This is a genomic window from Cognatundibacterium rivi (genome assembly GCF_018139565.1).
GTDB classification, from domain to species: Bacteria; Pseudomonadota; Gammaproteobacteria; order Burkholderiales; family Burkholderiaceae_D; genus Undibacterium; species Undibacterium rivi.
Genome location: NZ_JAGSPK010000002.1, coordinates 572,049 through 587,735, shown reverse-complemented (window position 1 = coordinate 587,735; position 15,687 = coordinate 572,049). Strand labels below are relative to the sequence as shown.

Genomic DNA, 15,687 nt, shown 5'->3' with positions numbered 1-15,687 from the left:
TCACTAAACACCAGCAGAGCATAAAAATTTGAAATACAACCGCAACGCAGGGGATCAGTTTTTCTATCATTCGCGGCTCTCGTAAATCTTCGTTAAATCACTCTTCACCGCAAATCCTCGGCGTCTTGCGGCATTGGCGATTTGTGCCTGGTGATGATGGTTGGCGGTTGTCTGGCGTATCAGCCCTAGGTAACTGTTTGTCATGGCAAACACATCGCTTTGTTTCGCGGTAGAGATGCGGTGGGTTGCTTCGTTGACAGTGCGTTTGCGTGTGGTGGTGTGCCACGGCCTGATGACGTGGCCAACAAAATCCACTCCCCGGGCGACGGGTTGCAGGATAGTTTTGCGTGGGTTGAGTCTCGCGCCCAGCGTTGCTGGCAGCCAGTGGGTAATGTCCGTCAGCGCCGAGTTGAGCCAATCTACTGAGTCATGCAGCAGCACGATGTCGTCAACATAACGAATGTAATGCCGCGCGCGGATCTGGTGTTTGATATGCTGGTCAAGCGCATTCAAATACACGTTCGCAAAGAACTGGCTGGATAAATTGCCAATCGGCAGACCAAGGTGTGCTGGTTGCTCGGTCAGTCGCTTGTGTTGCGGCACCTTTGCCAGCAGTTCTTTTTCACCGCGAATCTCTACGTTCTGGCGTGGGTCGTGCCAGAGTATCGTGTGCGTCAGTTGCTGCCAAAATGGCTCGGTAATGCGTTGGTCAAGCTGTTTTTGCAATATGCGTTTATCGATGCTGACGAAAAAATTAGCCAGATCGCATTTCAAATAAAGCGTGGGCTTAGACCAGTTCTGCGATGCGCTGCGTATTTTTGCGGCCAGCCGGTTTGCGGCATACAACGTGCCGCGCCCGGGGATGCATGCGCAGCTATCGGCAATAAAGCTGGCGTAAAAGCGCGGCGACACTTTGTTGTAAAGCAAGTGGTGCACAATGCGATCACGAAAATCTGCCGCCCACACTTCACGTGCTTTCGGGCGCGTCACGACGAAGCAAATCGATTTTCCCGGTGTGTAGCTGCCGTCGATCAATTCTTCATAGAGCGCAATCAAATTACGCTCAAGATTGCTTTCAAATGCCAACGCGCTGGGCGAGTTGCGCTTGTTTTTGCGGCAATCGAAGTAGGCTTGCGCGAGTTCTGAAAACAAAGGCCCATCATGGCTCGCTGGCTCCATTTGATCTGCGGACGGCGCGAGCGCGATACTTGTTCGACTTGTGGTTGTTGTTCTGGTTGCCGTTGTTGAAGCTCTGCATCCAGGCGTAGTCGTCGTTGTGGGCGTTCTGCGATTATTCATGCTATCTATGTCGTTTCGTCGAAGGTGGTTGCCGATCAATAAAATAACTGCGCCAGACTTGCGGGCATGTGCCGGCAGTATCTGTGGTGCGCGTGGCGGTGGGGCGGTTTGCTGCCCCAGCGGCATGACCAGATTAAATTAAAGCGCGCTGACAAGGCTGCCGTGGCATCGATGTAACGGGCGCTGAAGCTACAGCGGACTTTCGCCATCCATTAGCCTGTTTTCCGATCGCATCTGTCGTTTGAATTGCGTTGGCATATTGACCGGTGGAGATAAATCGCATGTCTTTTGCCAAGCGAAATAAAATCTCAACGGCGTGAATTTGCTCAAGCAATGTCGCCAGATGCGGTGCCTTGTCCTGTGCGGCATTGGCGCGTGCGATCAGCAGCACGCTTTGCACACACAGTGCACGAATTTCACCACCAACAGAGGCCTTAAAATCTTTCGGCATGTTTTTGGTGATCGTCGTCGCCAGCTTCAGAAGCTCGTAAGCTTCTTTGTAGATCGGCAGAGCGGTATGAATAGCCATGATGAAAAAAAATCGTGAACGGGCTGACGCCCGTGGTTAATCGAATGACTGAATGACTAAATAATGAATTCTCTGCGGACGGCGCGAGCGCGACACTTGCCCGACTTGAGGCCGTAGTTCTGGCTGCCGAGGCCGAAGCTCTGCATCCAGGCGTAGTCGTCGTAGTGGGCGTACTGCTCACGTGTCCAATACCATCCTGCGTGGAACTGGTCTTTCAATGTTGCGAAAAGTAGGGCAGATTCAACGCGATCAGGCAGTTCGCCGCCAATCGATGCTGCCCACGTCATGGAATCGTCCCAGTTGTCGCCAGTTAGTTCGCCTGGCAGTAAAATAATGTGTTCGCGTTTTTTTCCGTCAGCGCTGATGATGCTGCCGACGTATTGTTCGCCAGCGTTCGGTCGTGGGAAATTGACTGTGATCGGGAATGCGGCGGATAATTTTGCATTCGCTTCGAATGCTGCGATCATTTCAGCCACTTTGTTGTGCTGCTCTTTGATCGCTTCCATCGTGATATTCATGGTCTGCTCCGGTAGGTAAAAATTAAAAAATCGTGAACGGGCTGACGCCCGTGGTTAATCGAATGACTGAATGACTAAATAATGAATTCTCTGCGGACGGCGCGAGCGCGATACTTGACCGACTTGCGGATGTCGTTCTGGTTGCCGCTGATGAAGCTCTGCATCCAGGCGTAGCCGTCGTCGTGGGCGTCCTGCTCACGTGTCCAATACCCTTCTGCGTGGAACTGGTCTTTCAATGTTGCAAAAAGCAGGGCGGATTCAACGCGATCAGGCAGTTCGCCGCCAATCGATGCTGCCCACGTCATGGAATCGTCCCAGTTGTCGCCAGTGAGTTCGCCTGGAAGTAAAATAATGTGTTCGCGTTTTTTTCCGTCAGCGCTGATGATGCTGCCGACGTATTGTTCGCCAGCGTTCGGTCGTGGGAAATTGACTGTGATCGGGAATGCGGCGGATAATTTTGCATTCGCTTCGAATGCTGCGATCATTTCTGCCACTTTGTTATGCTGCTCTTTGATCGCTTCTATCGTGATATTCATAGTCTGCTCCAGTAGATAAAATTAAAAAATCGTGAACGGGCTGCGCCCGTGGTTAATCGAATGACTGAATGATTAAATAATTAATTCTCTGCGGACGGCGCGAGCGCGATACTTGCCCGACTTGCGGCCGCTGCTCTGGAGGCCGCTGCCGAAGCTCTGCACCCAGGCGTAGTCGTCGTTGCGGGCGTTCTGCTCGCTGGACCAGTACCAGTCTTTCTCAAAATGTTCTTGGCGGTTGGCGAACAGCAGCGATTGCTCGCAGCGGTTGGGTAATTCGCCGCCAACACTTGCTGCCCACTTTTTGGAATCTGCCCAGTCCAGCAATGCTTTTGGTTTTGCTTCCAATAAGAAGAGGTGGTAATCCGGCTGGCCGTTTTTACCCAGAATCAGTCCGGCATAAATTTCGCCGGGGCGTTGTCTTTCTGCGAGAAATTGTGCTTTGCTCATGGTTATTCCTTATGCATTGATTTCAAGTTGTCGTGGTGCAGGTTGCAAAATAGTCGTTACGATTCCGCATTCATTCATTCGTATGCCGTAGGTAACATCAAATCTGACATGGGCTTTTTCGATATTTCCATCATCTGTTTTGACGAAAAGAAAAATGCCGCTATCACATTCCTGCATTTTGGTGATAGCGCCGATGATAGGTTTCATTGGATTGCCAAAATCAGGTGTCCCAGACTGCTGTATACGCGTTCCGATTTCTATCAGTTCACGTGTTGTTGTACGTAGGCGCATGTAGTGGTTCATGCTGCCTCCGGGTGCGCTATTTCAAACACATTCCCGCTAATCACGCGGTCAGTGATCGTGCGCAGGGCTTGTTGAATGTCGCCGTTGGTGGCGTGTTCGCATTGCAGGTCATGCAGATGCAGCATGTCTTTAATATCTTGAATGCCTTGCCCGTCCAGGCGCCAGATGTTTTTCTCTATGCCGCGGATGTACATGCGAGTGAGGGCTTCTTGGGCGCGGATGATGACGGGCTCATGCTCTTGCCCGTAACCTTGCTCTGCCAGCATTAATGCGAGGTTGGCAGCGGTCACCAGATCGGCCCAGTGGTCGGCGTTTGCAGCGGGGTCTTTCAAAATAACGAGCATCGACGCCCAGCCTGATTTTGAAATGTCGAAACGCTGATCGCTATCGAGCTTGCGCGGCGCGATGGTGTTGTCGAAGTAGTTTTTTTGCAGCACGCCAAGGCCGCCGAACGGGTTGATTTTTCTGTCAAAGCCACCGCGTTTGTGTTGACGGGCGATGCGTTTGGCTTGGGAGTTTTTGCTCATGCTGCTTCTCCCGCAGCAATTTCATTCAACACGATCAGATGGTGGTAGCGATCTAAGAACATGCGCTTTGCCATCGTTGGTGTTACCGGTTCAAGCTTGGCAGTCAGCGGCAGAATATCGGTGCCAGCGAACCAGTTATCGCTGTCTGGCATCAGGTCGCGCTTTTCTGTTGCCAGCATGATTTGGTCTGCCCGGTGCACGTGTGTGGACATCGGCAGCGTTAAGTTAAATCGCTCGGCGATGGCGCGCTCCACTTTTCGCTCAATTTCGGCGTAGTCAAACAATTGGCGTTTGAGCGGCGTTGCTACGTCACCGATGTACGCCTCAGCTGCATCATGCAGCAAGGCTTCAAGCGCGTATTCTTCTGGCACGATGAATGATGCGTGGTAGCAGTGCTGTGCGACAGAATAGAACTCGCGGGTGTGTCCAGTGAACCGGCAAATATGTGATAACGCATGGGCGATGGTTTCAATGTCGATATGGCTAAGTGATGGCGCCAGTAAATCGAAATAAGAGCCGTTTGCCGTCAGGATGATAGGTTTCATGCTGCCTCCAGATTCACCACCGGCTCTGTCACGATGGGTGTGGCGGCATGCGGGGGTAGTAATTCAAGCTCTGCATGCAGTTGCCCATTGCTCACGTCGGGTACGAAGCGCAGGATTTTGCCGCGCACTTTTCCTAAAATATGGCAGTGAAACGTCACGGGCTGGCCTATGCGGTGGTGTGTTTTCATTGTAAAAATCTCGCGAACGGGCTGCGCCCGTGGTTAATCGAATGACTGAATTACTGAATGATGAATACTCTGCGGACGGCGCGAGCGCGATACTTGAACGACTTGTGGTTGTAGCCCTGGCCGCCGTAGAGGAAGCTCTGCATCCAGGCGTAGCCGACGATGAGGGCGTTCTGCTCAGATGTCCAATACAAACTATCCAGATCAAAGCTGTCGCGGCAATTAATTGCCAGCAAACGGGCTTCGCGGCGGGTGGGTAGTGACCAGTCTGTCAGGCCGTTGATTGGCGCTTGTGCTGCTTCAACTGAGTTATGCCAGTCAATATCGAAAAGTTCATGGTCAGATGTGGCGTGGATCAGAAAATAATCTGGTGCGTCGTTTTCACCGGCAACGATGCCAGCAAAAATACCGCCGTGCTCTGCCAAGAATGTGTCGATGCGTGGAATGGCTATCGTTGTAAGCAGTGTTGAGATTGCCGATGCTGCCGTTGCTGCTGGTGTTGCTGTCATTTGTGCTATCGTCATGATGATTCCTTAGTCGTTGTCGTTGGCTTGGAGCTTCTTCAGGTCAAACTTCTCACGCTCGCGGATGTGAATGCGGGCGCGATTTTCAATCATTCGTTTCAGTGCTGGCACGCGCATCGCTTCTGAAAACGGCAGCTTGATCGGTAGCCGCTTATGAGCGATTTCCAGTGCGGCGGTATCAGGTGTGATGCGTTTCATGGCTATGCAGGGAAAAATCTGCGCAGGGCAGTGATCGCAGCGTGGGCGCGGCTATGGCCGAAAATGCGTTGCACGCGATACGTAGATCTGGCGATCAGGCAGCGGGTGGTGAATGTGCTGATCATGGCTGTTCAGATGCCTCTGCATCGCCCAGTGCCGCCACCGCAATCGCTTCGCGGCGACGTTCAGCCGCATCGAGTGCGGCAACATGTTTGGTATTGGAGATAACCGCTTCGCTTTTGAGTTGGTCAGATAACTGCTCTTCACCCATCCAGCCTAATGTGATCAAAATCACGATCAACACAGCGACGATCTGCACAACATAGGCCAGTTGATTAGCGCGTTTGTGTGATACCTCTTGTTCGTCTGCAAGTTGCTGCCCGAAGAGGCTGTCGCGGTAGTGGCGACGTGTTGGGTGATTTGGCATTTTTAGCTCCATCAAAGATATGATGAAGTTAAATATACGCGAATGAATAAATAACGTCAATACGCGAATGAATAATAAATGTGATTTATTTGTTTATTAAAATACAATCGATAAACTAGAGATCTGAAAAGTTTTGTTACAACTTTTTAAATTGAAAAAACAGATCAACTTCTGGAGAGGTTATGACGAGATTGTTTTTGCTGTCCGCGTTTCTATGCATATCGGTAGCTGCAAGCGGGGGCGCGCATGCTCAGAAAAAAGACTGCTCCAAACTATCTCCCGCGGAGATGCGTTTAATTGATGATGCCGAGGCGGTTTGTCAAAAAGCAAAACGCCCAAAGGAAAAAATGCAAAGCCCTGTCGAAAGATTTAGGGGTGCGAGTCAATTTGAGTCGTTGAAATGTGATCTGCAGTCGAAGATTAGTCTGCAGCAGTTTGGCTTTGATAATTACCCGGCTGTTTATCGCGAAGTTTTGCAATGCGTAACGGATGCAAAAGCAGCAGTCAAGCCGGTGTTTGCTGCTGCCAATGCGTCAATTCCGAAGAAAGATCCACGAAGCGCATTGAAGAGTTATTACGTGGCATGGCTCAGTTTGATGGATTCGTATCTACCAAGAACCGATGATTCGATTAGTGATTACAAAAATAGGATGGCGGGCGCCAGCGTGAAATTATCGGACGAATGGAATCGATACGAGGCAGAAAATGTCGCTAATTAAATGTGTAGAATGCAACGCAAGTATTAGCTCTGAAGCGAAGCGATGTCCTAAATGCGGAGCCCCAGTTCCAAAGCGAACATCAATATTGACATGGATTGCAGCCAGTGTATTTGCGCTATCGATCTATTCGTGCGTGACAAAAAAAGAAGAGATTACACCTCCATCAAAAGCATCTTCTCTTTCTGTGCCTGTTAATGTTAATAAGGTGATTTCTGCGTCATCGAGCGAGGCGCTCCCTGTTTCTACGCCGGATGCATTGGACAAGTGGAGATGCGTAAATCGGGCGGGCGTAACCTATTTTGTCAGGGATAAGCCATTGGATGATGCATGTGTACCTCTGCTGGAAAACTGTGACAAAACAGCGGCAAAGAAAATTAAAAATGCGATGGCGTCGCTAGGAACGACTGCAGACCTTGGCTCAAAATTAGAATTTCACTGGTCTCCGATAGCGTTGACTGCGTTTACTGATGCGAATGCAGAATTCGGTATGCGATCAATCGCTGACGCGGATGCATGTCTGCTTGGTCGGGCGCGGGAGATTCGATTTTATCGACGTGATAATTTGTGGGCTGTCGCGTCGCCAACAGCCGGTTTCATGATGATGAAGTGAGTAGGGAGGGGTGATGATGGCAAACAATGAATGGGCGGTGGCTGAATCGGTTCGGCAGAGAAATTTGGTGAAGGCATCGCAGATCCTACTGGGGATATGCGCTGGGGTGGTTGCAGACGGGCAGTTGCACGATACGGAAATTATGTATCTATCGACATGGCTGAAAGAGCATGCCGAAGTGCGTCAAGAGTGGCCGGGCAATATGCTGGCAAGCAAGGTAGAGGCGGTGATTGCTGATGGCGTGATCACAGAGGTAGAGCGCGCAGATTTAGTTGCAGTCTTGCAGGAATTGACGGGTAATTTTTTTCTGGATACTGGCGTTGCGCAGCAGAGCTCGCCCGTATTACCGGTGAATGATTCGCCCGAATTGCGCTGGCAGGGTGCATCGTATTGTTTCACTGGAAAATTTTTGTTCGGCACGCGTGATACTTGCCATAAGGCGGTCGAAAAGCTGGGTGCGGTTGCCGTTGATTCGATCACCAAGCAACTAGATTTTTTAGTGATTGGCGCATTGGTATCGCCTGATTGGGTTAATGAAACCTATGGCAGAAAGATTCAAAAGGCGGCGCTATATCGGCAAGAGTCCGGTTCGCCAGTAATCATCTCTGAGAATCAGTGGACATCCGCCCTTGTGGGAAATGTGGGGTAGTCTGTGCGAACACTTGTCATGCTGTTGTCTATCTTCTTGCTTATTGCCGCTGGTGATGCGTCGGCAAAAACACAGCGAAGCAAAGCCGTGCTGGCCGAATTTCAAAAGCTGCATCCATGCCCGGCGAATGGCAAAAGCGCTGGCCCATGCCCTGGCTATATCAAAGACCACATCAAGCCGCTGTGTGCTGGAGGTGCCGATGCGCTGGATAACTTGCAGTGGCAAGCAGTGGCAGAGGCAAAGGCGAAAGATAAATTAGAGCTGCAACAGTGCAGCGCGTCGAAAAGCAATAAAGATGCGGCGGGGGCAAAGTCGGCAAGATCGAAACCTTATTCAGACAATATATGCCACACAGGGCCGCGTGGTGGCCGGTACCGAATTGTGAATGGGCATAAGCGGTATGGGTGTTAGTAGTGAAAAATATTAATAATAAACTGGAGTTGATGTAGATGAGGTATACAGAGCATGAGGACGTTAGTTCGTGGTTAGAGGAGTTGGATTGTTTGGAGAAAAATCGGGCGTGTAGCTCTCCTAAATTTATAAAGCCGTTTCATTTTGCTACAGTCGCGCATATCCTAAGGAAGAATAAGGCTGCTGAAGTTAATGTTGCTGAAAAAATTGCATCGTATGCAAATACAATGAATCTGTGGGGGGCTATTGGATTGGAGTCTCCGCATGGTCCAATCCATAGGGCTCCTGCTGGAAGATATATTCCATTGTTTCTATTGGAGGATGAGAATTCAGTTGATACGGTTTCGAGTAGCGTTGTTGAAATGTTTCGCCCAGTTTGTTCCGATGATGTTACGCTCAACGCAGTGGATACGATGTTGAGGGAATTGATTGGAAATTGTTTTGCGCATGCAGCATCCGAGGACGGGTTGTATGGATTGATTTGTGGGCAAGTGTGGGCTTCTGGTAAGAAGGCTCAGATAGCGTTAGTTGATTCCGGCATTGGAATTAGAGGATCTCTTCGGCAGAACGAGGAATTGTTTGATACACTCATTAAATCAAATGCTTGCGAGTTAGCAACGCAATATGGTGTAACAAGTAAGCCTGGGAAAGGCCATTCAGGTTATGGGCTGGCCATCGCTAGAAAACTATTGGAGCAGAATAACGGTGTGTTATATGTCCGGTCTGGGGATGAAACGTTCATTTTAAGTGGTCGTAATGCAACATCACTTAAAAATCAGATTCCATGGAATGGGACGATGTTAATCATTGAGTGGAATATTGATGTTCCAATGGATATTGCAGAGGTTTATAGGGGATTTCCACAAATAAAGGGGTATTCAGATGACGATTTCGACTTTTAAGGTGCAGGTAGTAGATTTGGCTCCTAATTTGAGCACTCGTCCAGTTGGGGCGATGGCGCGTGATAGGTTAGTGCAACTGCTGAATGATTACTCGGTTATTGAGGTTGACTTCGAACACCATAGCCTGACGCCATCTTTCGCTGATGAATGTATTGGACGGCTTGCTGCTGTGATTGGATTTGAGCAGTTTAAGCAAAGAATTAAGCTGGTTAATATCAATGCTTCTAATCGGCCATTGGTGAAGCATGTTATTGTTACAAGATGTCAAGAAGGTGTACTAATGCACTAGATGCAAGGAAAACCCGCTTCGGCGGGTTTTATTTTGTCTATTCCTGATGCTGCTTTACCAGTAGTTCAATAAATTCCCTTGTGATATCTGAGATTGTGCCTACGTCGCGCACGCAGGCGCTGAAATCGGTGTGTGCCCATTCGTCGTTCAGGCGTTTGATAGTGATGTCGTGGTTACGGGCAAAGCGCTGGGCGATGCTTTCTATCATCAGGGCGATGCCGATGTTGGTAGTGGCAACCAGGTGCGCTTGCACTTCATAGCTGCTCACGCTTAATGCGTAGGTGATCTCGAATTTTTCTTGCCTGGCGGCGCGGGCGATGAACGTGGATACATGGCGTGTGCCATCGGCCCCGATCAGCGGGTATGGCAGCACATCGCGGAGGCTGACTGTTTGCAGTTGCGCAAGCGGGTGGCCAGCCGGTGTCATCACACTCAGATAATCTTTCTTGTACCGTAAGAATCGCAAGCCTTTTACTTTCGGTGCGTCAGCAATCAGCCCGATATCAACAGCGCCGGTCTGCACGTCGGCGATTACCTTTGCAAAATTCCCCTCGGTGATGTGAATGTTCAGTGCAGGGTATTTGCGTTTCATAGCGGCGATCACGTTGGGCAGGTCATTGATCACGACAGATGGGTTGGCGATGATGCGTAGCTGCCGCTGGTTGGTCGCCATATCGTGGATATCGTCCAGCGCGCGCTGGTGTTCTGCCAGTGTGTTTTCTGCAAATTTGCGTAACCGCTCGCCCGATGGCGTGAGGCGAAACGGCCCCGGGCGCCGCACGATTTTATGCCCGATGATGTCTTCAATCTTTGACAGGCGCTTTGACACGCTGGGGGCATTGATGCCCATGCGTGACGAGACCGCAGAGAGGCTTTTTTCTCTCGCAATGGTGGCAATTAATTGCAGATCAACGAAATCTAGTATTTTCACGCGGCATCAGATATGGATAGATGCAGGTAGTGTCGTGGAGAAACATCAATATTGAAATACAGAAACTTTAAGATTTAACATTCTTTAATTCTGGTTTCCTTTTGGGAAATCAGACATGCCTAAAAAGAACTAAATTACGTGTTTTTTTCATGTAACCTAGTTGTTTTTGCAATACATTGTTACAACAAACAGGAGCGATGTGAGATGAGCGAGGATTTGCAAATTGAAGAGTTGAGGGATATGCAAAGGCGAACGGAGCCGCGTGCATGGGAGCGGATCATGGCATTTGCGAGGGATTATTCGCAGAAATATCCACGGCGCGAACCGGTGAAGTTACGTTTGGTTGGGGGTAAGAAGCGGTGATTTTTCAGTGATGCTGAATGCGGTCTTGACTACTTCTTTGTCTTCATTGGAAAGGCGGCGGAACTTTGTCAACAGCGTCAGCTCTTCCTGTGTCACGTATGTTAGGTGGACGTCCAGGTGGTCTGGTTTTGTGTTGGTATCGAGGTTCACGATCCAGTCGAGAGAGACGTTGCAGGTGATTGCAATTTTAGCGGCAATCTCAATCGATGGCATGACGCCGCCTTTTAAGATGCGCGCCAGCGTAGATTCGTTGACATCTGCTGCGCGTGCTAATTCGGCTTGGTTTTTGAACCCGGCCGTTACTCTTGCGATGTCGATTCGTTCTGCGATAGTCATGGTGCGCACTATACGCACCGCAACAATGATGCTCAAACGCTCATACGCAAAATCAAGATAATTGATTTTGCGTAATTACTTTGATTTTTTCGATAGCAGTAAAACTTTCTTTTCGTCGCGCTCAGCAATCTTTGCTGCAGACCAAATGGCCTCTTGCCCGTCCACCGTGCACTCTCTGAACTGTGTCAGGAGTGTTATCTCATCAGGTGTTGCGTAAACCAATTGAATCTGTGGCACTTTGTACTCTGCTTGCGGCTCTGCAACTTTGATTTCAGTGCGTTCGATTTTCTCTGGATCTTCATCTCCGTTCATCCACGAAAATGTTACGCCGCACGCGGATGCGAGTCGCTTGAGTGTCGCCGTCTCTGGCCCGCGCTTGCCTCCACCTTTGAGAATCCTGTTTACGGTCGGTTGCGGCACTCCGGACGCTTTTGCAAGTTCCGCTTGTGTCGTATATCCCGCTAATTTCATTGCCTTATCAAGGCGAGCTCCAATGTCCATCCGTGGAATATACGCGGATGAATAAAAGGTATGCAAATTGACATTCATTTGCGTATTGACTAAATTATCCATTCGCGTATATTCTGTGGAGATGGATAACATTTCTATTCTCCTTTGCGAGATAAAAAGTAAAACGGGTTGGAGTGAATCGAAATTAGCCGCGCAAATCGGTATTTCTCAGCCTACCGTCAATCGGATATTGCGTGGGCAGACTCAATGCATGAGCGGAACCCTTGTCAGTATTCAGTCGCTTCATCGTGAGAAGTGTGTTCATGAGCAGATCAGCTAAATAAATTCGTGTTGTTGTGAGTTGTTTCCAGAATACTTGATAGAAAGATAAAGATCATGCGCAATCAATCGCATACAGACATAGGTGTCATCCGGTCCCACTTCAATGCATTCCGCAAAGAGCGTGGATTAAGCCGCGAGTCGGCGGTGCAGCTGGTCGTTGAGGCGCATGAGGCGGCGGGCTTCGACGTGGTATCCGGCATTCGTTTTGAGCCGAATACCCGTGACACCTTTGAACGTATGAAGGTGAATGCGGACCGCGTTTATCGTTGGCTGGATGATGAGTCAAAAGAAAACAATCTGCTGCCATTCAATTTTCATAAGTCGATTTTGCTGGCATTGCCGCTGGAATACCGTGCAGCGGCAATGAATGAAATGTATCGATGCATTGGGTTGTCAGTGCACAGCAGTGATGTGGTTGATGGTGATTTGAACGTCAACCATCATCTGTGCGAAATCGTGAAAGAAACATCTGAGGCGGTGCAATCAGTGGCGCGTCTGAACAATTCAGCAGATGAGGCGGCATTGCTGCACGCAGATAAAGAGGTCAATGAGGCCATCGAAACCCTGAGCCGCTTTCGCCGCGTCCTCAACGCAACGATCGCAAAGGGCAAATCTGTTGCGAAAGTATTGGCTGTGGTGAGGAAATCATGACCCGACTGAAACCAAGCTCCGGCGCATACATGCTGCTGGAAAAACTGGTGAACCTGGGCGGCAGGGCTTTGCGTAAAGAGTTTGCACAATCAGGCCATCAGGCATTGCGCAATAAGTTGCGTACTCTCGAAGCGCGTAATTTTGTACGTGAAGAGGGCGATAGTTTGATCGCTACCGTAGAGGGTAAGAAAGAGATGGGCGCGCGTGAAGCTCGTAAGCTGGCGGCGATGAGGCCAGCGGTGCCGGTGGCAGTGGCACCTGTGCGGATACGTATTCAGCGCCCACTGCGGGCGAATCGTGGTGTTGCGCCGTATCGCCCTGGATCAGATGAATACCGGTCCATTCCATCGTTGATGGGTGTGGTTCGTAAGTTGCCATCGGGCGAGGTGGTGTGATGGCGGCACTTCACTTATCGACATCCGACGTGCGTTATCGCGTACTGAATAAATTGCGCCAGTGCCGCGGCCAGCGCGCTTATCCCGAGTCCCTGCTGGATTGCCTTGAATCAGATCAGAAAACCCCGCAGCGGCTACATAACACGTGCACAACGCTGTTTCAGCATCACTGTGTGATCAAGGTGCGTGGTATGTATCAGCTGACGTCTGATGGGGTTTCTTTGTTGGAGCGTGTGTGATGGATTGGTTTCGTCTTTATTCTGAGTTTGCATCCGACCCTAAAGTTCAGAGCATGAGTGAAGCGATGCAGCGACGATTGGTGATGTTGTTATGTCTGCGTTGCAGTAACGGTCTTGTAACGTTACATGATGATGAGATTGCTTTTGCTTTGCGAATTTCTGAAGAGGAATTGGCGCAGTCGAAATCAGTTTTTATCCGTAAGGGGTTTATCAACGAGAGCTGGGAATTCATCAATTGGGATAAGCGTCAATATGTCTCAGACTCAAGCGCAGCAAGGGTTGCAAGGCATCGGAGCAAGAAAAAAGCAGAAGAAAATCCGGTCAATCCAGAAGTAAAAATAGATGAAACATTGAGTAACGTTACAGTAACGCCCCCAGAACAGAACAGAGCAGAGACAGAAGCAGAACAGATTCAGATCAGAACAGAAGCAGAACAGACACACAGCACAATGCCGCCATCGGCGGATGACGCAACGGGGGTGCAATCGCCTTCAAGTGCTGTGGCTTTGAGCATCCAGTTTCGGAAAAATGGTGTGAGAACACAAGCTGCTAACCCTGTTCTGCATAAGCTGGCAGAGCAGGGCGTGACATCGGAAGTCGTGCAGGCAGCATGCGATGAAGCAAAAGCGACGAAGGGGAATGAGCCTTTTTCTCTTGGATACGTGGTTGCAATTTTGGATCGATGGGCAAGGGAGCAGAGCCATCTGCAAGCTGCCGGTGCTTCTCCGTCTATACGCCAGACAGGTCAAAAATTTAATCCAACCGTGTACGTGAATCAGAATCGGGTGGCATCGTGAGTGATCTCAGCGTTACGTCTCGAGCATTTAGTACGCGCCCTCAATCGAAGTGGTTTGATGTGGTTCCGGCGCTTGGGATTTCCTCTATCGATCATTTGTTTAATCGTTTGGATGGTGCGTATCCATTTTATTGGCGGAGCAATTTCCCCGATGCGCAATCCGTCGAAAATTGGAAGGAAAGTTGGGTAGAGGTTTTTGACTCTGAAAAGCTATCGTTTGATGAGGTGAAGTTTGGTTTGAAGACAGTGCGCGTTGAGTATGAAAGGCCACCAACGTTGAAGCAGTTTTTGTCTGCATGCCGTCCTGCAGTTGATCCGTATGAAGCATACCAGGCTGCGTTCACGGGACAAATCGCGCGTGATCAGGGCAAGCATGGTGTGTGGCCTAGTCCGGCAGTGTTCTGGGCAGCGATGTCAATGTGGTCTGAGTTGCGTAGTCAGACGTATTCGGCGATTGAAAAGCGTTGGGCAGCAACGTTGAAGGCTGAGCTGGCTAAGGGCGAGTGGGATGAGATACCGAAGGTAAATGCGCATCCGGCACTTGGTTATACGCCCATGAGGTCAGTCGAGGATGAAGCGCGGATGCAGGATGAGTTGAAAAAGGTGTGGAAGCGGGCTGATTCAGCGTTTGACCATTTGACCTGGGCACGCAAGCTGATCGCGCGGGTTGAGGCTGGCGATAAGACAGTGCCATTGCAGGCAGAAAAGAATGCGCGTGAGGTATTGGGTTTGAAGGTGGTGGCATGAAGATTCTCGCATCCGCTGATTTCTCAGACGTTCGCGCAAAGATCAATGAGGCGGGGCGGCAAGGTCAGTTTGCTGCTGTTGTCGCTTTGAATAAAACAGCAAAGATCATTAAGGAAGACCTGCGATCAGAGATGAGGCGTGTGTTTGATCACCCAACGCCATACACGCTGAATAGCTTGCGCACAAAGTCTGCAACGATGGCAATGCCGGCAGCGTACGTATGGTTAAAGGATGAGGCAGGGAAGGGAACACCGGCAGATGCTTATCTGGCACCGCAGATATTTGGTGGGGATCGTGCACGCAAGCGAATGGAGAAAGCATTGCAGTCGGCTGGTCTGATGCCTGCCAGATGGTATGCAGTGCCAGCGGCAGGGGCACAGTTGAACACCTACGGCAATGTGAAATCTAGCCAAGTTGTACAGATATTGTCTCAGCTGATGGTTCAGCGCGGTGGTGGTTATCAATCGAAGCGCAGCGGAAGTGCAGCATCAAAGCGAACAGTTAGACGGCAAGGGGTAACGTATTTCTCTATTCCGGAACGTATGGGAAAGCTGAGACCCGGCATTTATCTCAAGCGTCAGTTTGTACATGGTTCGGCGATACGCCCTGTGTTTCTGTACGTTCCTGCCATTCGATACGGCCAACGATTTGATTTCTTCGGTGTTGCAGACCGCTCAGCAGAGAGAGACTTCCCACGCATCTTTGATCAGGAACTGGATAAAGCAATCAAGACTGCGTTCCTGCGCAATCAGGGGAGGTTGTTCTGATGCTGCCCCTGCATTTCATTCCGCTTTCATCAAACGTCGCGTGGATCTGCGA

The 15,687-nt window shown here is 49.9% G+C and carries 28 protein-coding genes and 1 pseudogene; 14 read left to right on the top strand and 15 right to left on the bottom strand.

Annotation, left to right across the window (positions count from 1 at the left end):
- Window positions 1-66: 66 nt before the first annotated feature.
- The 12 genes from KDM87_RS07005 to KDM87_RS06950 all read right to left on the bottom strand — a co-directional run bounded on the left by KDM87_RS07005 (window position 67) and on the right by KDM87_RS06950 (window position 6,038).
- Window positions 67-1,179, bottom strand: a complete 1,113-nt coding sequence (locus tag KDM87_RS07005; protein WP_212678405.1) for an RNA-directed DNA polymerase — start codon at window positions 1,177-1,179, stop codon at window positions 67-69.
- A gap of 253 nt (window positions 1,180-1,432) precedes the next feature.
- The gene (locus tag KDM87_RS07000; protein ID WP_212678404.1) at window positions 1,433-1,828 is read right to left on the bottom strand and encodes a four helix bundle protein; all 396 of its coding nucleotides are present in this window, start codon (window positions 1,826-1,828) and stop codon (window positions 1,433-1,435) included.
- Window positions 1,829-1,884: 56 nt separating this feature from the next.
- Window positions 1,885-2,346 (bottom strand): DUF1566 domain-containing protein, encoded by a 462-nt coding sequence (locus KDM87_RS06995; protein ID WP_212678403.1) that lies wholly within the window; start codon window positions 2,344-2,346, stop codon window positions 1,885-1,887.
- A 74-nt stretch (window positions 2,347-2,420) separates the two neighbouring features.
- The gene (locus KDM87_RS06990) at window positions 2,421-2,882 is read right to left on the bottom strand and encodes a DUF1566 domain-containing protein (protein WP_230407621.1); all 462 of its coding nucleotides are present in this window, start codon (window positions 2,880-2,882) and stop codon (window positions 2,421-2,423) included.
- Between the two features lie 72 nt (window positions 2,883-2,954).
- Window positions 2,955-3,329: a DUF1566 domain-containing protein gene (locus KDM87_RS06985; protein ID WP_212678402.1), complete on the bottom strand. Its 375-nt coding sequence runs from the start codon at window positions 3,327-3,329 to the stop codon at window positions 2,955-2,957.
- A gap of 9 nt (window positions 3,330-3,338) precedes the next feature.
- Window positions 3,339-3,632 (bottom strand): hypothetical protein, encoded by a 294-nt coding sequence (locus tag KDM87_RS06980; protein WP_212678401.1) that lies wholly within the window; start codon window positions 3,630-3,632, stop codon window positions 3,339-3,341.
- Complete coding sequence (locus tag KDM87_RS06975) at window positions 3,629-4,159, bottom strand: hypothetical protein (RefSeq protein WP_212678400.1); 531 nt, start codon at window positions 4,157-4,159, stop codon at window positions 3,629-3,631. The genes KDM87_RS06980 and KDM87_RS06975 overlap by 4 nt, the downstream gene beginning before the upstream one ends.
- Entirely contained in the window at window positions 4,156-4,704 is a 549-nt protein-coding gene (locus tag KDM87_RS06970; RefSeq protein ID WP_212678399.1) for a YfbR-like 5'-deoxynucleotidase, read from the bottom strand. The genes KDM87_RS06975 and KDM87_RS06970 overlap by 4 nt, the downstream gene beginning before the upstream one ends.
- Entirely contained in the window at window positions 4,701-4,892 is a 192-nt protein-coding gene (locus KDM87_RS06965) for a hypothetical protein (RefSeq protein WP_212678398.1), read from the bottom strand. The genes KDM87_RS06970 and KDM87_RS06965 overlap by 4 nt, the downstream gene beginning before the upstream one ends.
- A gap of 50 nt (window positions 4,893-4,942) precedes the next feature.
- Window positions 4,943-5,413, bottom strand: a complete 471-nt coding sequence (locus KDM87_RS06960) for an Lcl C-terminal domain-containing protein (protein WP_212678397.1) — start codon at window positions 5,411-5,413, stop codon at window positions 4,943-4,945.
- Between the two features lie 9 nt (window positions 5,414-5,422).
- Window positions 5,423-5,611 carry a hypothetical protein gene (locus KDM87_RS06955; protein WP_212678396.1) on the bottom strand — a complete coding sequence of 63 codons (189 nt, stop codon included), beginning with the start codon at window positions 5,609-5,611 and terminating at the stop codon, window positions 5,423-5,425.
- 121 nt (window positions 5,612-5,732) lie between these two features.
- Complete coding sequence (locus KDM87_RS06950; RefSeq protein ID WP_212678395.1) at window positions 5,733-6,038, bottom strand: flagellar biosynthetic protein FliQ; 306 nt, start codon at window positions 6,036-6,038, stop codon at window positions 5,733-5,735.
- A 182-nt stretch (window positions 6,039-6,220) separates the two neighbouring features.
- Between KDM87_RS06950 and KDM87_RS06945 the strand changes: the two genes are divergently transcribed.
- The 7 genes and pseudogenes from KDM87_RS06945 (at window position 6,221) to KDM87_RS06920 (ending at window position 9,618) form a co-directional block, all read left to right on the top strand.
- Window positions 6,221-6,757 carry a hypothetical protein gene (locus KDM87_RS06945; protein ID WP_212678394.1) on the top strand — a complete coding sequence of 179 codons (537 nt, stop codon included), beginning with the start codon at window positions 6,221-6,223 and terminating at the stop codon, window positions 6,755-6,757.
- Window positions 6,744-6,818, top strand: a pseudogene (locus tag KDM87_RS18030) (zinc-ribbon domain-containing protein); the annotation flags it as partial. The gene KDM87_RS06945 and the pseudogene KDM87_RS18030, both read left to right, overlap by 14 nt.
- Before the next feature lie 24 nt (window positions 6,819-6,842).
- The gene (locus KDM87_RS06940) at window positions 6,843-7,367 is read left to right on the top strand and encodes a hypothetical protein (protein ID WP_212678393.1); all 525 of its coding nucleotides are present in this window, start codon (window positions 6,843-6,845) and stop codon (window positions 7,365-7,367) included.
- 13 nt (window positions 7,368-7,380) lie between these two features.
- On the top strand, window positions 7,381-8,016 hold the full coding sequence (locus KDM87_RS06935) for a BRCT domain-containing protein (RefSeq protein ID WP_212678392.1): 636 nt from the start codon (window positions 7,381-7,383) through the stop codon (window positions 8,014-8,016).
- 3 nt (window positions 8,017-8,019) lie between these two features.
- Window positions 8,020-8,427 (top strand): HNH endonuclease signature motif containing protein, encoded by a 408-nt coding sequence (locus KDM87_RS06930; RefSeq protein WP_212678391.1) that lies wholly within the window; start codon window positions 8,020-8,022, stop codon window positions 8,425-8,427.
- Between the two features lie 38 nt (window positions 8,428-8,465).
- Window positions 8,466-9,329, top strand: a complete 864-nt coding sequence (locus KDM87_RS06925; protein ID WP_212678390.1) for an ATP-binding protein — start codon at window positions 8,466-8,468, stop codon at window positions 9,327-9,329.
- A complete protein-coding gene (locus KDM87_RS06920) occupies window positions 9,310-9,618 on the top strand; it encodes an STAS-like domain-containing protein (RefSeq protein ID WP_212678389.1) in 309 nt (102 codons plus the stop codon). Before KDM87_RS06925 ends, KDM87_RS06920 begins: the two co-directional genes overlap by 20 nt.
- 37 nt (window positions 9,619-9,655) lie before the next feature.
- On the opposite strand, the gene KDM87_RS06915 is transcribed toward KDM87_RS06920, so the two are convergent.
- From KDM87_RS06915 to KDM87_RS06905, 3 genes are all read right to left on the bottom strand, one after another.
- Complete coding sequence (locus KDM87_RS06915) at window positions 9,656-10,549, bottom strand: LysR substrate-binding domain-containing protein (protein WP_212678388.1); 894 nt, start codon at window positions 10,547-10,549, stop codon at window positions 9,656-9,658.
- 333 nt (window positions 10,550-10,882) lie between these two features.
- Window positions 10,883-11,248 (bottom strand): helix-turn-helix transcriptional regulator, encoded by a 366-nt coding sequence (locus KDM87_RS06910; protein WP_212678387.1) that lies wholly within the window; start codon window positions 11,246-11,248, stop codon window positions 10,883-10,885.
- Window positions 11,249-11,323: 75 nt separating this feature from the next.
- Window positions 11,324-11,851 carry a helix-turn-helix domain-containing protein gene (locus KDM87_RS06905; RefSeq protein ID WP_212678386.1) on the bottom strand — a complete coding sequence of 176 codons (528 nt, stop codon included), beginning with the start codon at window positions 11,849-11,851 and terminating at the stop codon, window positions 11,324-11,326.
- Between KDM87_RS06905 and KDM87_RS18025 the strand changes: the two genes are divergently transcribed.
- The 7 genes from KDM87_RS18025 to KDM87_RS06870 are packed head-to-tail and all read left to right on the top strand — an operon-like array spanning window position 11,841 to window position 15,635.
- Window positions 11,841-12,038, top strand: coding sequence for a helix-turn-helix domain-containing protein (locus KDM87_RS18025; RefSeq protein WP_212678385.1), 198 nt, complete (start codon window positions 11,841-11,843; stop codon window positions 12,036-12,038). The genes KDM87_RS06905 and KDM87_RS18025 overlap by 11 nt on opposite strands.
- Window positions 12,039-12,094: 56 nt before the next feature.
- Window positions 12,095-12,691 carry a toxin YdaT domain-containing protein gene (locus KDM87_RS06895; protein ID WP_212678384.1) on the top strand — a complete coding sequence of 199 codons (597 nt, stop codon included), beginning with the start codon at window positions 12,095-12,097 and terminating at the stop codon, window positions 12,689-12,691.
- Entirely contained in the window at window positions 12,688-13,086 is a 399-nt protein-coding gene (locus tag KDM87_RS06890) for a hypothetical protein (protein WP_212678383.1), read from the top strand. Before KDM87_RS06895 ends, KDM87_RS06890 begins: the two co-directional genes overlap by 4 nt.
- The gene (locus KDM87_RS06885) at window positions 13,086-13,325 is read left to right on the top strand and encodes a hypothetical protein (protein WP_212678382.1); all 240 of its coding nucleotides are present in this window, start codon (window positions 13,086-13,088) and stop codon (window positions 13,323-13,325) included. Before KDM87_RS06890 ends, KDM87_RS06885 begins: the two co-directional genes overlap by 1 nt.
- On the top strand, window positions 13,325-14,122 hold the full coding sequence (locus tag KDM87_RS06880; protein WP_212678381.1) for a hypothetical protein: 798 nt from the start codon (window positions 13,325-13,327) through the stop codon (window positions 14,120-14,122). Before KDM87_RS06885 ends, KDM87_RS06880 begins: the two co-directional genes overlap by 1 nt.
- A complete protein-coding gene (locus KDM87_RS06875) occupies window positions 14,119-14,868 on the top strand; it encodes a replication protein P (RefSeq protein ID WP_212678380.1) in 750 nt (249 codons plus the stop codon). Before KDM87_RS06880 ends, KDM87_RS06875 begins: the two co-directional genes overlap by 4 nt.
- Entirely contained in the window at window positions 14,865-15,635 is a 771-nt protein-coding gene (locus KDM87_RS06870) for a hypothetical protein (protein WP_212678379.1), read from the top strand. The genes KDM87_RS06875 and KDM87_RS06870 overlap by 4 nt, the downstream gene beginning before the upstream one ends.
- Window positions 15,636-15,687: the final 52 nt, after the last annotated feature.

Coding starts and splice junctions, on each gene's coding strand:
- KDM87_RS06955 (WP_212678396.1), bottom strand. CDS start 5,611: ATGAAACGCATCACACCTGATACCGCCGCACTGGAAATCGCTCATAAG.
- KDM87_RS07005 (WP_212678405.1), bottom strand. CDS start 1,179: ATGGAGCCAGCGAGCCATGATGGGCCTTTGTTTTCAGAACTCGCGCAA.
- KDM87_RS06905 (WP_212678386.1), bottom strand. CDS start 11,851: ATGTTATCCATCTCCACAGAATATACGCGAATGGATAATTTAGTCAAT.
- KDM87_RS06990 (WP_230407621.1), bottom strand. CDS start 2,882: ATGAATATCACGATAGAAGCGATCAAAGAGCAGCATAACAAAGTGGCA.
- KDM87_RS06935 (WP_212678392.1), top strand. CDS start 7,381: ATGATGGCAAACAATGAATGGGCGGTGGCTGAATCGGTTCGGCAGAGA.
- KDM87_RS06980 (WP_212678401.1), bottom strand. CDS start 3,632: ATGAACCACTACATGCGCCTACGTACAACAACACGTGAACTGATAGAA.
- KDM87_RS06945 (WP_212678394.1), top strand. CDS start 6,221: ATGACGAGATTGTTTTTGCTGTCCGCGTTTCTATGCATATCGGTAGCT.
- KDM87_RS06995 (WP_212678403.1), bottom strand. CDS start 2,346: ATGAATATCACGATGGAAGCGATCAAAGAGCAGCACAACAAAGTGGCT.
- KDM87_RS06985 (WP_212678402.1), bottom strand. CDS start 3,329: ATGAGCAAAGCACAATTTCTCGCAGAAAGACAACGCCCCGGCGAAATT.
- KDM87_RS06890 (WP_212678383.1), top strand. CDS start 12,688: ATGACCCGACTGAAACCAAGCTCCGGCGCATACATGCTGCTGGAAAAA.
- KDM87_RS06880 (WP_212678381.1), top strand. CDS start 13,325: ATGGATTGGTTTCGTCTTTATTCTGAGTTTGCATCCGACCCTAAAGTT.
- KDM87_RS06895 (WP_212678384.1), top strand. CDS start 12,095: ATGCGCAATCAATCGCATACAGACATAGGTGTCATCCGGTCCCACTTC.
- KDM87_RS06920 (WP_212678389.1), top strand. CDS start 9,310: ATGACGATTTCGACTTTTAAGGTGCAGGTAGTAGATTTGGCTCCTAAT.
- KDM87_RS06960 (WP_212678397.1), bottom strand. CDS start 5,413: ATGACGATAGCACAAATGACAGCAACACCAGCAGCAACGGCAGCATCG.
- KDM87_RS06975 (WP_212678400.1), bottom strand. CDS start 4,159: ATGAGCAAAAACTCCCAAGCCAAACGCATCGCCCGTCAACACAAACGC.
- KDM87_RS06885 (WP_212678382.1), top strand. CDS start 13,086: ATGGCGGCACTTCACTTATCGACATCCGACGTGCGTTATCGCGTACTG.
- KDM87_RS06970 (WP_212678399.1), bottom strand. CDS start 4,704: ATGAAACCTATCATCCTGACGGCAAACGGCTCTTATTTCGATTTACTG.
- KDM87_RS18025 (WP_212678385.1), top strand. CDS start 11,841: ATGGATAACATTTCTATTCTCCTTTGCGAGATAAAAAGTAAAACGGGT.
- KDM87_RS06950 (WP_212678395.1), bottom strand. CDS start 6,038: ATGCCAAATCACCCAACACGTCGCCACTACCGCGACAGCCTCTTCGGG.
- KDM87_RS07000 (WP_212678404.1), bottom strand. CDS start 1,828: ATGGCTATTCATACCGCTCTGCCGATCTACAAAGAAGCTTACGAGCTT.
- KDM87_RS06870 (WP_212678379.1), top strand. CDS start 14,865: ATGAAGATTCTCGCATCCGCTGATTTCTCAGACGTTCGCGCAAAGATC.
- KDM87_RS06910 (WP_212678387.1), bottom strand. CDS start 11,248: ATGACTATCGCAGAACGAATCGACATCGCAAGAGTAACGGCCGGGTTC.
- KDM87_RS06925 (WP_212678390.1), top strand. CDS start 8,466: ATGAGGTATACAGAGCATGAGGACGTTAGTTCGTGGTTAGAGGAGTTG.
- KDM87_RS06965 (WP_212678398.1), bottom strand. CDS start 4,892: ATGAAAACACACCACCGCATAGGCCAGCCCGTGACGTTTCACTGCCAT.